The sequence below is a fragment of the Stappia taiwanensis genome (assembly GCF_014635285.1).
Classification (GTDB): Bacteria; Pseudomonadota; Alphaproteobacteria; order Rhizobiales; family Stappiaceae; genus Stappia; species Stappia taiwanensis.
The window spans coordinates 668814-682972 of sequence record NZ_BMCR01000002.1 but is presented as its reverse complement, the minus strand read 5'-3'; the positions used below and the strand labels follow the sequence as shown (position 1 = coordinate 682972).

The 14159-nt window shown below is 65.6% G+C and carries 11 protein-coding genes and 1 pseudogene; 11 read left to right on the top strand and 1 reads right to left on the bottom strand.

Annotated elements, in window-relative coordinates:
• The first annotated feature begins 203 nt into the window (after positions 1–203).
• The 5 genes from IEV83_RS06965 to IEV83_RS06945 all read left to right on the top strand — a co-directional run bounded on the left by IEV83_RS06965 (position 204) and on the right by IEV83_RS06945 (position 5703).
• Positions 204–917 carry an FkbM family methyltransferase gene (locus tag IEV83_RS06965; protein ID WP_181759485.1) on the top strand — a complete coding sequence of 238 codons (714 nt, stop codon included), beginning with the start codon at positions 204–206 and terminating at the stop codon, positions 915–917.
• Between the two features lie 206 nt (positions 918–1123).
• Positions 1124–1609: a putative pterin-binding protein gene (locus tag IEV83_RS06960; protein ID WP_244628079.1), complete on the top strand. Its 486-nt coding sequence runs from the start codon at positions 1124–1126 to the stop codon at positions 1607–1609.
• 25 nt (positions 1610–1634) lie between these two features.
• A complete protein-coding gene (locus IEV83_RS06955; RefSeq protein WP_181759484.1) occupies positions 1635–3629 on the top strand; it encodes a putative bifunctional diguanylate cyclase/phosphodiesterase in 1995 nt (664 codons plus the stop codon).
• Between the two features lie 274 nt (positions 3630–3903).
• Positions 3904–4740 (top strand): 3-oxoadipate:acetyl-CoA acetyltransferase, encoded by an 837-nt coding sequence (locus tag IEV83_RS06950; protein ID WP_181759483.1) that lies wholly within the window; start codon positions 3904–3906, stop codon positions 4738–4740.
• Positions 4741–4824: 84 nt separating this feature from the next.
• Positions 4825–5703: a glycosyltransferase domain-containing protein gene (locus IEV83_RS06945; RefSeq protein WP_181759482.1), complete on the top strand. Its 879-nt coding sequence runs from the start codon at positions 4825–4827 to the stop codon at positions 5701–5703.
• 15 nt (positions 5704–5718) lie between these two features.
• Here IEV83_RS06945 and IEV83_RS06940 read toward each other — a convergent pair whose 3' ends face one another.
• Positions 5719–6696: a GlxA family transcriptional regulator gene (locus IEV83_RS06940; protein ID WP_181759481.1), complete on the bottom strand. Its 978-nt coding sequence runs from the start codon at positions 6694–6696 to the stop codon at positions 5719–5721.
• An 81-nt stretch (positions 6697–6777) separates the two neighbouring features.
• Between IEV83_RS06940 and bcoG the strand changes: the two genes are divergently transcribed.
• From bcoG to IEV83_RS06910, 6 genes and pseudogenes are all read left to right on the top strand, one after another.
• A complete protein-coding gene (bcoG, locus tag IEV83_RS06935) occupies positions 6778–7686 on the top strand; it encodes a 3-dehydrocarnitine:acetyl-CoA trimethylamine transferase BcoG (RefSeq protein WP_181759480.1) in 909 nt (302 codons plus the stop codon).
• Positions 7683–8629: pseudogene (locus IEV83_RS06930) on the top strand (3-hydroxyacyl-CoA dehydrogenase NAD-binding domain-containing protein); the annotation flags it as partial. The gene bcoG and the pseudogene IEV83_RS06930, both read left to right, overlap by 4 nt.
• Before the next feature lie 190 nt (positions 8630–8819).
• Positions 8820–10400: an ABC transporter substrate-binding protein gene (locus tag IEV83_RS06925; protein ID WP_181759479.1), complete on the top strand. Its 1581-nt coding sequence runs from the start codon at positions 8820–8822 to the stop codon at positions 10398–10400.
• Positions 10401–10533: 133 nt separating this feature from the next.
• Complete coding sequence (locus IEV83_RS06920) at positions 10534–11469, top strand: ABC transporter permease (protein ID WP_209003009.1); 936 nt, start codon at positions 10534–10536, stop codon at positions 11467–11469.
• Between the two features lie 13 nt (positions 11470–11482).
• The gene (locus tag IEV83_RS06915; protein ID WP_181759477.1) at positions 11483–12418 is read left to right on the top strand and encodes an ABC transporter permease; all 936 of its coding nucleotides are present in this window, start codon (positions 11483–11485) and stop codon (positions 12416–12418) included.
• Positions 12419–12422: 4 nt separating this feature from the next.
• Positions 12423–14063 (top strand): ABC transporter ATP-binding protein, encoded by a 1641-nt coding sequence (locus IEV83_RS06910; RefSeq protein WP_181759476.1) that lies wholly within the window; start codon positions 12423–12425, stop codon positions 14061–14063.
• Positions 14064–14159: the final 96 nt, after the last annotated feature.

Here is a 14159-nt window from a genome sequence, read left to right as displayed (position 1 = left end):
GCGGCACGATCTTTCAGTTTCGCTCCCATCGAAACGCGCGTTTCTTTTCGCGTCCCGACTGCACGCCAGGCGATAGGGGCGCCGTTCGGAAAATGTTGTGATTGCATCTTGCGTGGCATGTTGGCTATCACCCGGGGGCAGGATGCGGCATTCCCCCGGACGGCGGGCGGGAGGGCATCCTTTGCACTCAAGGGAGGTGGGCCATGTCGCATGAGATGGTCAAGCACGGGACTTGCGATCTCTACCTGAGCGTCGATCAGCTTGTCGCCAATGACCGGATCGTCTCGGAAATCGAGAAGGGCCGCTACGAGACCAGCGAACTCAACGTGGCGACCCGGTTCGTCAAGCCGACTGATCGGGTGCTGGAACTTGGCGCCGGTGTCGGCTTCATCTCCGCCGGGGTGATGCGCGCGGTGCGCCCGGCGTTCTACGCGGCGGTGGAGGCCGATGCCCGGCTGATCCCGCATATTCGCCGGACCCACCAGCACAACGGGGTCGAGGGGGTCGAGGTCATCAACGGCGCCTGTGTCGCCAATCCCGCGACCCTGAGCGAGGGCCGGGTTGAATTCGTGGTGCACCGGGAGTTCTGGCAGTCGGGGATCGACCGTCGCCGCCGCACCGAGGATACCATCGTCTCGGTGGAGACCTTCGATGCCTCACGCTTCATCAAGGAGCACGCGGTCAACGTGCTGATTGCCGATATCGAGGGGGCGGAGCTCGATCTGCTGCGTCATCTGCGGTTTGGCAGCTTGCGCAAGATCGTGGTGGAACTGCATCCGCAGACCATCGGTCAGGAGGGAGTTCTGGAGATCTTCTCGATCCTCTGCGCCGAGGGCTTTGCCTACAGCACGGCCCTGTCCGCCGCCACGGTGGTGTGTTTTGAGAAGGTGCGAAGCCGGTCCGATACCGGCGCCTGAAACCATCGCCAACCTGGCCATTGTGTTGCGGATGTGCCGATAGGGAAGTTTTCGCCGCGCGCGCCCGATTTTTTTGGCGGGCTGCGCAGAATCTTCAGGGTTTCTCGATATTCTTCGGTAAGACAGGGCCCATTGCACACTGGTATCGGAAGGGGGAACTGTCGATGAGGCCAGGGGACCGGGCGAAAGCCGTGGCCGGAAATTGCTTGCGTGCACTTGCGGCGGTGGTGGTGTTGCTGTGTCTGGCGAGTGCGTCCGGTGTTGCTGCTGGACAAAGAGCCGACGGCGTGGTTCTGACCATCGACGGAAAGATCGCTGGGGAGGGCCCCCGGCAGTTTACGCTGGATGACCTGGAGGCCATGGAGCGGGAGAGCTTCACCACCTGGACCCCGTGGCACGATGCACCGGTCACCTTCGAGGGCGTACCGCTGGCGGCGCTGATGAAACACGTCGGCGCGCGCGGCCATTTGGTGAGCGCCAAGGCCCTCAACAATTACTATGTGGAATATCGGGACTTTGACTTTGCGCGTTATAAACCAATCGTCGCTTACAAGGCCGATGGCGCGTATATGGAGATCAGCGACAAGGGGCCGTTGTTTGTGATTTTCCCGTTCGATTCCGATCCGGAGCTGAGGAGCGCGACCTATCTCGCTCTCTCGATCTGGCAACTCAGATGGATGACCGTGCAATGAGCGCTTCGGTCCGCGCAGGTCTCCCATGTCGCGCACGGGCATGATCGACTGGTTCCGCCATATCGCGATCGGTGTCATCTGCCTGCTCGGCATCGCCATCGTCGTGCATTCGGACACGGTCTCGACGTCGAGCGAGACCGTCGAGCGGTCCATGCGCTACGATATCGCCGTGACCGCCTTCACCGGCCGGATCGACGTGCTGCAGGCCAGGGAGCGGCTGGCGCGCTTTATCGTCACCCGCTCGCCCGCCGACGCGCAAGGGGCGACGCTCAGCTACCAGATCCTGCTCGGCCGGCTGGAGACCTGGACCTCCGGCGGGTTCGGCGAATTCGTCAATGAAGCCAAAGACCGGCGCGCCGTGCTGATCCGGCTGAAGGACGAAATCTACGAACTGGACGATGAATACGAGACCCTGTCCGATCCCGAGGCCGTGGCGGAAATCCAGGAAACGCTGGATGAGGCGGTGGCCATCATGGACCGGATCGGCGGTCAGGCGCATATGGCCAATCTCGCCGAGGCCGAAGAGATTCGCGAGACCCTGCGCGAAAAGCAGCACCTGCAGAACACGCTGGTCGAGGCGCTGATCGGCGTCGGCGCGGCGCTTCTGGTGTTCACCACCTTCCAGTCGCGCTCGCTCCGCCGTGCCCATGAGGAGGCGCAGAACAACGCCCGCAAGTTCGAGTTCCTGGCTCAGCACGATTCGCTGACCGGCCTGCCGAACCGGCTGGCCTTCACCCAGGTTCTCACTCGGACCGACTGCCAGCCGCAGGACGGACGGCAGATCGCCGTTCTTGCCATTGATCTGGATGGGTTCAAGGCCGTCAACGACATGCTCGGCCATGCGGCCGGCGATGATCTCCTGGTGTCGGTGGCGCGCCGCTTGCAGCGGATCGTCGATGACTGGGGCGAGGGCAATCTGGTCTCGCGGGTAGGCGGCGACGAGTTCATCGCGCTTCTGACCGTTGAGGGCGGGCAGGCCGAGGCGATGGACAAGGCGCAGCAAATGGTTACGGTGCTGCGCAGGCCGCATGAGGTCGTTGGCGGCAATGTGGTCGTGAATGCGACCATCGGTCTTGCGCTTGCCGAGGAATGCGGGCCGGATGCGCGCGAAGCGCTGCTGCGGGATGCGGATCTTGCTCTTGGGCATGCCAAGGCCCGGGGCAAGGGCCGGGTGCACACCTACGATCCGTCCATGCGCGCGGCCATCATGCGCCGCAGGCAGATTGAGGCGGACTTTCCCGCAGCGCTCGTGCGTGGGGAGATCCGGCCCTACTACCAGCCGCAAATCGAGATGCAGACCGGCCGGACCACCGGCATCGAGGCGCTGGCGCGCTGGCATCATGCGGATCTGGGCTGGATTTCGCCGGCTGAGTTCATTCCCATCGCCGAGGCGTCTGGCCGGATCATCGAAGTGGGGCGGACGGTGCTGGAATCGGCCTGCCGCGACGCGGTGCGGCTCGGCGATGGCCTGGCGGTGTCCGTCAATCTGTCGGTCGCCCAGCTCGTGCGCGAGGATATGGTGGAGACCGTGCGCGCGGTTCTGTCCGAGACCGGCCTCGCCGCCACGCGGCTCAAGCTGGAAGTGACCGAAAGCGTCGTCATGACCGACACCGAGCGGGCCGTTTCGGCGCTGCGCCGGCTGCGCGAGATCGGCGTTTCGATCGCGCTCGATGACTTCGGCACCGGCTATTCGGCCCTTTCGTACCTGCGCAAGTTCGAGTGGGACGAGTTGAAGATCGATCGCAGTTTCGTCAAGTCGCTCGACACGGACCTGCACAGCCTGTCGATCATCGAGGCGATTGTGTCGCTGGCGCGTCAGCTTCGGATCGCGGTGCTGGTGGAGGGAGTGGAAACCCAGGAGCAATTCACCCTGCTCAGCAAGGCCGGATGCCGGACCGCGCAAGGGTTCCTGTTCAGCCGGGCGGTGTCGGTGGAGGAGTTGCCGGAGCTGATGAAACGGTGCCTGGAGGACGCGCCCAACTGGCGGCGGGGTGAGGCGTTGCCGGCGGAAACGGTCTGATCCGGAGGGGGTGAAAGCTGGGCCGCGCGCGGTTGGGCTTGAGTTTTCTGACGTTACGGTATTTGCGATTTCCTTCAGGTAACTGTCTGATATTGTGATGAATACCCCATTGCATGCATATGCCGGAATTGCCGTGGCCAAGTGAAGCTGATAGAGGTTTGGCGTGCATTGCGGGGAGGGACCGGTGCCGATCGGGGGACCGCTTCACGCGGTGCTGTCGATCCGGGGCGTCTCGCCCCTTTTAGGGATCTTTGAAGAAAAGAGGCCGGCGGACATGTCCGAACCCTGTATCATCTGCGTTGCCATCACCGGATCCGTTCCGCAGAAATCCGACAATCCGGCGGTGCCGATCACGGTTTCCGAGCAGATCGAGAGCACCCAGGCGGCCTTCGAGGCCGGTGCCAGCATCGCCCATTGCCATGTGCGGGAGGAGGATGGCACGCCGACCTCCGATCCGGAGCGCTTCGCCCGGTTGGTGGAGGGGCTGAAGACCCATTGCCCCGGCATGATCATCCAGCTGTCGACCGGCGGGCGTTCGGGTGCGGGCAAGACGCGCGGCGGCATGCTGTCGCTGGCGCCGGACATGGCCTCCCTGTCGGTCGGGTCGAATAACTTCCCCACTCGCGTCTATGAGAATCCGCCCGATCTGGTCGACTGGCTCGCCAGCGAGATGCGCAGCTACGAGGTCAAGCCGGAGATCGAGGCTTTCGATCTGTCGCATATCTTCCAGGCAGTGGCGCTGAACCGGGACGGACGCATTCCCGGCAAGCTTTACGTCCAGTTCGTGATGGGCGTGAAGAACGCCATGCCGGCGGACCGGGAGGTGTTCGACTTCTACATTCGCACCCTCAAGCGGCTGGCGCCGGAGGCGAGCTGGTGCGCGGCCGGGGTCGGGCGGCATCAGCTTGAGGTCAATGAATGGTGCATTGCCGCTGGCGGTCACACCCGCACCGGCCTTGAGGACAACGTGCGTCTCGACAAGAACACGCTGGCCCCGTCGAACGCGGCGCTGGTGGCGCGCGCGGTGGCGCTTTGCGAGAAGTACGAGCGGCCCGTCGCCACACCGGCACAGGCACGCCAGATCCTTGATCTGCGACCGGCGGCGGCATAACGCCCCCGCCCTCGCAGCCCGTTCGTACCGAAAGTGCCGTCGGGGAGGTGCACCATCCGCACTGAGCATGCGGGCGCGCGCGCCGTGCCGCGCCCCAGTTTCATCACTCAGGCGCCGCGGCCGAGCCCCGGCCTCAGCCGCTACGAGGCGTCCTGCGCGCTGTTCGGCGCGGGGCTCCTGGTGCTGGGCCGAAGCGACCCCGTCCCGGGACAGATCCAGCGGTTGATGCGGCTGCGGGACCATCTGGTCACGCGCGGGGCCGACGAGATCGTGCTGTTCACCGATGCCGCCAATGTCGTGCTGCTGCGCGATCCCGCCGGGCTGACCGAGGATTTCGAACGGTTCGGCGCGCCGATCGTCTTTGCCTGCGAGCCGGGGTTTACCTATCGGTTGCCGGGGGGCTGGGGCGTTTCCCGGCGCTATCCGCCGGCCGGCGGCAAGAGCGGCATGTACCGGTTTCTCAATGCCGGGGCGATGATCGGCCGGGCGGGCGCGCTGCGCCGGATGCTGGACGAGCTCGACACAGACATTCCGGTCGATTGCGCACATACCGTGCTGCACGCCTGGTTCCTGGCGCATACGGGGCGGGCGGCGCTCGACTACGATCAGGAGATTTTCGCCACCTCCGCTTGTCAGGCGGGGCTGGAAACCCGGCTCTTTGAGGTCCGCGAGGGAGTGCTTCGCCACCGCCGGACGGGTGCGGCGCCGTATTTCCTGCATTTTCCCGCCGAAAACCGGATCTGCTCGAACCGTCTGCTCGACATGATGCCGTGGATGCGCAACCTGCCGCGCCTGCCGGTGCGCGGCCGTGATCGCGGCAGCTATCTGATCAACAGCATCGAGAACAGCCTGTCCTGGCTGCTCGACCGGCCGGCCTATCCGCTGAACGACTGGGTCCGGGTGGTGCTGTTCTACCTGTTGCCGGGATTGGTCGCGGCGGGGCTTGCGGCGTCATGCCTGTAGGCCGCCGGGGGTGGCTTACGCCGTCGCCCTGACGCTGCGGTCAGGCCTCACCCGCCGCAAGGCGGAGGGGGTTTCGCCGAATTCGGCGGTGAAGGCACGGGTCATGGCGCTTGGGTCGGCATAGCCGCTGCGCAGGGCGATTTCAGCGATTGACAGCCGGGTGTCGGTGGCAAGGTTGCGGGCGGTCAGAAGGCGGATGCGCCGGTAGACCCGGGCCGGCGAGGTGCCCAGTTCCTCGTTGAACAGATCCTGAAGTCGGCGCCGGGTCAGGCCGACCCTTTCGGCGATCTCCTCCACCGATACCGGTACCTCCAACGCCCCGCGCATGATCTCCACCGCCTGGCGGACGGCCTCGCTGCGGCCGACGCTGCCGATGGTTTCATCGCGCAAGGGCACGGTTTCGTGCATCAACAGCCAGGCGACCTCCAGCCGCAAGGCCTCGCCGTGCTGGTCGCCGATCAGCCGGGCCATCAGGTCGAAGGCGGTCATGGCGCCGCCGCAGCTCAGCCGGTCACCATCCATCACATAGCGCCGGCGGCGGACCCGCACCTCGGTGAAGCGCTCGGCAAAGCTCTGCAGCTCCTGCCAGTGGACCGTCGCGCTGCGCCCTTCCAGAAGACCGGCTTCGGCCAGCAGCCAGCTTCCGGTGTCGAACCCGGCCAGCTTGTCGAAGCGGTGGGCGGCGGCGCGCAAGGCATCGCAGCAGGCGGGTGTGGCGTGGGTCTGGTGATCATAGCCGCAGATCACCATCAGGAGATCGCCGCCGATGTCGTCGGAGAGCGGGCCGGTGGGGGAAACCGGCAACCCGCTGGAGGAGATGGCGGGCGCGCCGTCGAGGGTCAGGAACCGCCATTGGTAGAGCGGCGTACCGGCCAATCCGTTGGCCGCGCGCAAGGGTTCGACGGCGTTGGCAAGGCAATGGTTCGAGAAGCCGTCGAACAGCAGGATGCCGACGGATCGGGGGCGCGAGCGGGGCTTCAGCCAATTCGGCATGAATGGGTTCCGGAACTGCAGGATCACGATTGCCCGCATGGGTATCATCCGGCCACCGTCACGAGCAACCTGGAGTACGCGATGCCGCTGAACATGAATCGGGAGGTCTTCATCACCTGTGCCGTGACCGGCTCGGGAAGCACGCAAGACCGCAGCCCGCATGTTCCGCGCACCCCCAGGGAAATCGCCGACAGCGCCATTGCCGCGGCGCGGGCGGGGGCCGCCGTGGTGCATTGCCATGTGCGCGATCCTGAGACTGGCGCGCCGTCGCGGAAACCTGAGCTTTACCGGGAGGTGACCGAGCGCATTCGGGCATCAGAAACCGATGTGGTTCTGAACCTGACCGCGGGCATGGGCGGCGATCTGGTCTTCGGCACCCCGGAGGATCCGCTGCCCCTGCAGGCGGGCACGGACATGATCGGCGCCAGCGCGCGCCTTGCCCATGTGGCCGACTGCCTGCCGGAGATCTGCACCCTCGATTGCGGCACGATGAATTTCGCCGAAGCCGATTACGTCATGACCAACACGCCCGGCATGTTGCAGGCGATGGGGCGGATGATCACCGAACTGGGGGTACGCCCGGAGATCGAGGCCTTCGACACCGGCCATCTGTGGCTGGCGCGCAAGTTGGTCGACGAGGGCGTTCTGGACAGCCCGGCGCTGGTGCAGCTGTGCATGGGCATTCCCTGGGGCGCGCCGGACGACCTCAACACCTTCATGGCGATGGTCAACAATGTCCCGCCGGACTGGCACTGGTCGGCGTTTTCCATCGGCCGAAACGAAATGCCCTATGTGGCCGCCTCGGTGCTGGCCGGCGGCAATGTGCGGGTCGGGCTGGAGGACAATCTCTGGCTTTCGCGCGGCGAGCTTGCCAGCAACGAGGCGCTGGTGGCGCGGGCGGTGACCATCGTCGAGGCGCTGGGCGCACGGGTGATCGGGCCGCAGGAGGTGCGCGAGCGCCTGTCGCTGACCAAGCGGGCGCCGCGATGACCGGCACGGCGGCAATCATTGGCGGCGGCGTCATCGGCGGCGGCTGGGCGGCGCGCTTCCTGCTGAATGGCTGGGATGTCAATCTGGTCGATCCGGATCCTGAGGCCATGCGCAAGGTCGCCGATGTGCTGGCCAATGCCCGCCGCGCCTATCCGCGCCTGCATGAGGAGGCGCTGCCGCAAGAAGGGCGGCTGACCCATTGCGCAAGTATCGCCGAGGCGGTGGCGGCGGCGGACTGGGTGCAGGAATCGGTGCCCGAGCAGATCGAGCTCAAGCACCGGGTGATCGGCGAGGTTCAGGCGCATATGCCGGCGGGTGCGATCCTCGGCTCTTCCACTTCCGGCTTCACGCCGACGGCGCTGCAGCAGGGCGCGCCGCGTCCGGAGGCGGTGCTGGTCGCCCATCCGTTCAACCCGGTCTACCTGCTGCCGCTCGTCGAAGTCGTCGCCTCGGAGAAGACCGGGCACGGCGGACACTGACCGGGCTCGGCATGTACCCCTTGCAGGTGCGCAAGGAGATCGATGCGCATATCGCCGACCGGCTGCTGGAGGCGGTCTGGCGCGAGGCGCTCTGGCTGGTGCGGGACGGGGTCGCCACCACCGGGGAGATCGACGATGCAATCCGCTACGGGTTCGGCCTGCGCTGGGCGCAGATGGGCCTGTTCGAGACCTACCGGATCGCCGGCGGGGAAGCGGGGATGCGTCATTTCCTCGCCCAGTTCGGACCATGTCTCGCCTGGCCCTGGAGCCGGCTGACCGATGTTCCGGAACTGACCGAGGACCTGGTGGAGACGATCGCCAGTCAGTCCGATGATCAGGCGGTGGGCGTTTCGATCCGTGAGCTGGAACGCACCCGAGACGACAATCTTGTTGCCATGCTGCAGGCGCTGAAGGGGCAGGACGCGGCGGCCGGTGCCCTGCTCAACCGGCATGACCGCTTGCTCGCCCGGCGCCGGACCGGTGCGGAACCCTAGATTTGGCGACAACGCCAGATAGAGCTAGGTTTGCAGACACCTGACCAGGGCGCGAACCGGTGCATGATCCGTGAGGGCTTGTCCCTCACCCGATGCGGCCGAACGGCCGGTCGGCGTTTTTCCGCGCCGGCGAACAAACAGAACAACAAAGGGGAAAGACATGACAAAGACACCGACGACGAAGGATGGTTTCCTGTCGCTCTCGCGGCGCGGGATGCTGCAGGGGGCAGGGGCCCTTGGCGGCGCGGCCCTGATGGGATCGCTCGGCCTTGGCAGCGCCCGCGCGGCGCCGAAAAAGGGCGGAACCATGCGGCTCGCCATGGGCCATGGCAGCACCTCCGACAGCTATGATCCGGCCACCTGGGATCAGGCGTTCGTTCAGGTCTTCGCCACGGCGCGAAACGGATATCTCACGGAAATCGCCGCTGACGGCTCGCTGATTGGCGAGGTCGCGGAGAGCTGGGATGTGTCGCCCGACGCCAAGGTCTGGACGTTCAAGCTGCGCAAGGGGGTGACCTTCCACAGCGGCAAGGCAGTGACGGCGGAAGACGTGATCGCCTCACTGAACCATCACCGCGGCGAGGACACCAAGTCGGCGGCCAAGCCGATTGTGGCGGCGATCAAGGAGATGCGTTCCGACGGTGACGACACGGTGGTGATCACCCTCGACGCCGGCAACTCGGACTTCCCCTTCATCCTGTCCGACTATCACCTGGCGATCCTGCCCTCGGCCGGCGGCAAGATCGACACCAAGTCCGGCGACGGCTGCGGCGCCTATGTGGTGCAGTCCTACGAGCCGGGCGTGCGCGCCAGCATGACCCGCAATCCGAACTACTGGAAAAGCGACCGGGCGCATTTCGACGGGGTGGAGATGCTGACAGTGATCGACCCGGCGGCGCGGCAGAACGCGCTGGTCACCGGGGAGGTCGACGTGATCGACCGGGTCGACACCAACACCGCCCATCTCCTGAAGCGGGCGCCGGGCATCAAGATCCTGGCGACCACCGGCACCCAGCATTACACCTTCGCCATGGACACCCGCGTTGCTCCGTTCAAGGACAACAACGTGCGCATGGCGCTGAAATACGCCATCGACCGGCAGGAACTGGTCGACAAGGTGCTGAACGGCTACGGCGAGATCGGCAACGATCATCCGATCAGCCGCTCCAACCGCTACCACGCGGCCGATCTGGAGCAGCATGTCTATGATCCGGACAAGGCGAAGCACTACCTGAAGCAGGCCGGGCTCGACAGCCTGGAGGTCTCGCTTTCGGCGGCGGATGCGGCCTATTCCGGCGCGGTCGATGCGGCGGTGCTCTACGCGGAGCGCGCGGCGAAGGCCGGCATTACCATCAACGTGGTGCGCGAGCCGAACGACGGCTACTGGTCGAATGTCTGGATGAAGAAGCCCTGGAGCGCGGTCTACTGGGGAGGCCGGCCGACCGAGGACTGGATGTTCACCACCGCCTATGCCTCGGGCGTCGCCTGGAACGACACCTTCTGGGAGAACGAGCGCTTCAACAAGCTGCTGGTCGAGGCCCGTTCGGAGCTCGACGACGCCAAGCGCCGGGCCATGTACGAGGAAATGCAGGGGCTGGTTGCCAACGATGGCGGCGCGGTGATCCCGATGTTCGCCAGCTACGTGATGGCGCACAACGACAAGATCATGACACCGGAGACCGTGGGGCCCCAGTGGACGCTGGACGGCTTCCGCGCCATCGAACGCTGGTGGTTCGCCTGAGTTTCACCGGCCCCGGCATCCTGCCGGGGCCGGGCTTTCGCGATCCGTCATCCAGCGCCGGAAACAGCCCCGGTTTCCGGCGAAAACACAGAAGAACGGGGCTGGGGGACATATCTTGTCCGACATATGGAAAATGGTCGCCAGGCGTCTTGGCCTCGGCGTCCTGACCCTTTTTGTCATTTCGTTGTTGATCTTCGGTGCCGTGGAACTCTTGCCCGGCGATCTTGCCCAGGAAATCCTCGGTCAGTCGGCGACGGAAGAGACGGTCGCCGCGTTTCGCCGGGAACTCGGGCTCGACCTGCCGGCTTATCAGCGATACCTCACCTGGCTGGGCGGTGTCGTGCAGGGCGATTTCGGCACCTCGCTGGCCAATGGCCGGCCCATTGCCGATCTGATCGGTGTCCGGCTCGGCAACACCTTGTTCCTGGCGCTTTATGCTGCGGTGATCGCCGTGCCGCTGGCCTTGGTGCTCGGGATCCTCGCCGCGCTCTACCGCAATTCGCTGTTCGACCGGGCCATCAACGTGGTCACCCTGACGTCGATCTCCTTTCCGGAATTCTTCGTCGCCTACATCCTGATCGTCTATCTGTCCCAGACCGGTTTCTTTCCGTCGATTGCCCGCATCGACCCGGACGCCGGTCTCGGAGAGAAGCTCTATCGCACCTTCCTGCCGGCGCTGACCCTGACCCTGGTGGTCACCGCCCACATGATGCGCATGACCCGCGCGGCGATCATCAACCTGTTGGCCTCGCCCTATATCGAAATGGCGCGGCTGAAGGGGCTCTCGCCGGCCCGGGTGATCCTGAAACACGCGCTGCCCAACGCTCTGGCGCCGATCATCAATGTGGTGGCGCTCAATCTGGCCTATCTGATCACCGGCGTGGTCGTGGTGGAGGTGGTGTTCGTCTATCCGGGCCTTGGCCAGTTGATGGTCGATTCCGTCTCCAAGCGCGATATCACCGTGGTGCAGGCGGCGGCGCTGATTTTCGCCTGCGCCTATGTTCTGCTCAACCTTCTGGCGGACGTGCTTTCGACCCTGTCGAACCCGCGTCTCGTGCACAAGCGCTAGGGGAGGGGCAATCATGAACGGACCAACCCCTGTCTGGCTTTCCGCAGTTTATCTCGTGCTGGTCTTCGCCTGTGCGGTGGGGCTTGCCGCCGGGTTCCGGGGCCTTCTGGCGCTGGCGGCGCCGGCGGGTCTTGCCCGGACCTTGCGTTCCGCGCCGCTGACGGCAAGCTTTGGCCTGCTCGTTATTCTCCTTTATTTTCTGGCCGCGCTGTTCGCGCCGGTGATCGCGCCGTTCGGCGAACGGGAGGTGGTGGGCGGCCAGTTCCTGCCCTGGGACAGCGTGCATCTGCTCGGCACCGACAATCTCGGCCGGGACATGTTCACCCGGCTTCTTTACGGCGCGCGCAATACGGTTGGCGTTGCCTTCATCACCACCGGCATCGCCTTTTTCGCCGGTGCGCTTCTCGGCCTTCTGGCGGCGGTGGTCGGCGGCTGGCTCGACCAGTTTCTGAGCCGGACGGTCGATGTGCTGATGGCGATCCCGGCGCTGATCTTCGCCCTTCTGCTGCTGACCATTCTCGGCACGTCGGTGGTCAACATGATCCTGGTGATCGCGCTGATCGATTCCACCCGGGTGTTCCGGCTGGCGCGGGCAGTGGCGATGAACATCGTGGTGATGGACTACATCGAGGCGGCGCGGCTGCGCGGCGAGGGGCTCTATCACCTGATCCTGCGCGAGATCCTGCCCAACGCGGCTGCCCCGCTGGTGGCGGAGTTCGGCTTGCGGTTCTGCTTCGTCTTCCTGTCGATCTCGGCGCTGTCCTTCCTCGGCCTTGGCATGCAGCCGCCGACGGCGGACTGGGGCTCGATGGTGCGGGAGAACGCCACGCTGATCACCTTCGGCGATGTGACGCCGCTGCTGCCGGCCGGGGCGATCGCGCTGTTGACCGTGGCGGTGAATTTCGTCGTCGACTGGATGTTGCACCGCGCCAGCGGGCTGAAGGAGTAAGCCGATGACCACGGCAGAACAGACACCGCTCCTGGAAATCCGCGGCTTGCGGATCGAAGGCCGGTCGGAAGGCAAGTGGAATGAAATCGTCAAGGGCGTCGACCTGACCCTGCACCGGGGCGAGGTGCTGGGGTTGATTGGCGAATCCGGCGCCGGCAAGTCCACCGTCGGTCTGGCGGCGATGGGCTATACCCGCGATGGCTGCCGCATCAGCGGCGGCTCGATCCGCTTCGACGGAACGGATCTGCGCAGCGCGCCCATGCGCGAGCGCCGGCGGCTGCGCGGCAACCGCATCGCCTATGTGGCGCAATCGGCGGCGGCCAGTTTCAACCCCGCTCACCGGCTGATCGACCAGTATTGCGAGGCGCCGGTGCAGCATGGGGTGATGGGCCGGGCCGAGGCCAGGGCCGATGCGGTCGATCTTTATCGGCGGATGCGCCTGCCGGACCCGGAGGACATCGGCTTCCGTTATCCGCATCAGGTCTCCGGCGGTCAGTTGCAGCGGGCGATGACGGCGATGGCCATGTCGAGCCGGCCGGATCTGATCATCTTCGACGAGCCGACCACCGCGCTCGACGTGACGACCCAGATCGAGGTGCTGGCCGCCATTCGCGACATTGTCGAACAGTTCGACACCGCCGCCATCTACATCACCCATGATCTTGCCGTCGTTGCGCAGATGGCGGACCGGATCAAGGTGCTGTTGCAGGGCGAGGAGGTGGAGGAGGCCGATACCGAGGCCATGCTGGCGAGCCCGCGCGAGGCCTATACCAAATCGCTGTGGGCGGTGCGCAGCCATGCCCGCCCCGAACGTCCGCCGGCTGGGCCGGAGGAAACCCCGGTGGTGTCGGTGCGCGGTGTCACCGCCGCCTATGGCGAGATCCCGGTGCTGCATGACGTCAGCTTCGACATTCACGCAAGGCGCACCGTGGCGGTGGTCGGGGAATCGGGCAGCGGCAAGTCGACCACCGCGCGGGTCATCACCGGTCTTCTGCCGCCGAGCGCAGGGGACGTGCGGTTCAACGGCACCGCCCTGCCGCCGAGCTACCGCGCCCGCGACAAGGATCAGCTCCGTCAGGTGCAGATGATCTACCAGATGGCCGATACGGCGCTCAATCCGAAGCACCGGATCCGCGAGATCATCGGCCGGCCGGTGGCGTTCTATCTCGGCCTGTCGGGCAAGCGGCTGACCGAACGGGTGCGAGAGCTGCTGAGCCTGATCGAGCTGGAGCCCGACGAGTTCATCGACCGGCTGCCCTCGGAGCTTTCCGGCGGACAGAAACAGCGCATCGGTATCGCCCGTGCGCTGGCCGCCGAACCGCAGTTCATCATTTGTGACGAGGTGACATCGGCGCTGGATCAGCTTGTCGCCGAAGGGATTCTGACCCTGCTCGACCGGCTGCAGAGCGAATTGGATCTGGCCTATATGTTCATCACTCATGACCTTGCCACCGTCCGGGCGATCGCCGACGAGGTGGTGGTGATGAAGGAAGGCAAGGTGGTGGAGCAGGGCGGCAAGACCGCGATGTTCCGGCCGCCGCACGATCCTTACACCGAATTGCTGCTATCCTCGGTGCCGGAGATGGATGCCCACTGGCTCGACCGGTTGCTGGCGGAGCGCGGCGAGTTGCCAGCAGAGGAATGACTGGCGACAGCGGGTAGGCGAGGGGGTAAGACGGAGCGCGGGGCAATGAAGCGCCGTGCGCCGTCGAGGACCGCCGGGTGGGCGATCCCGTAAGCC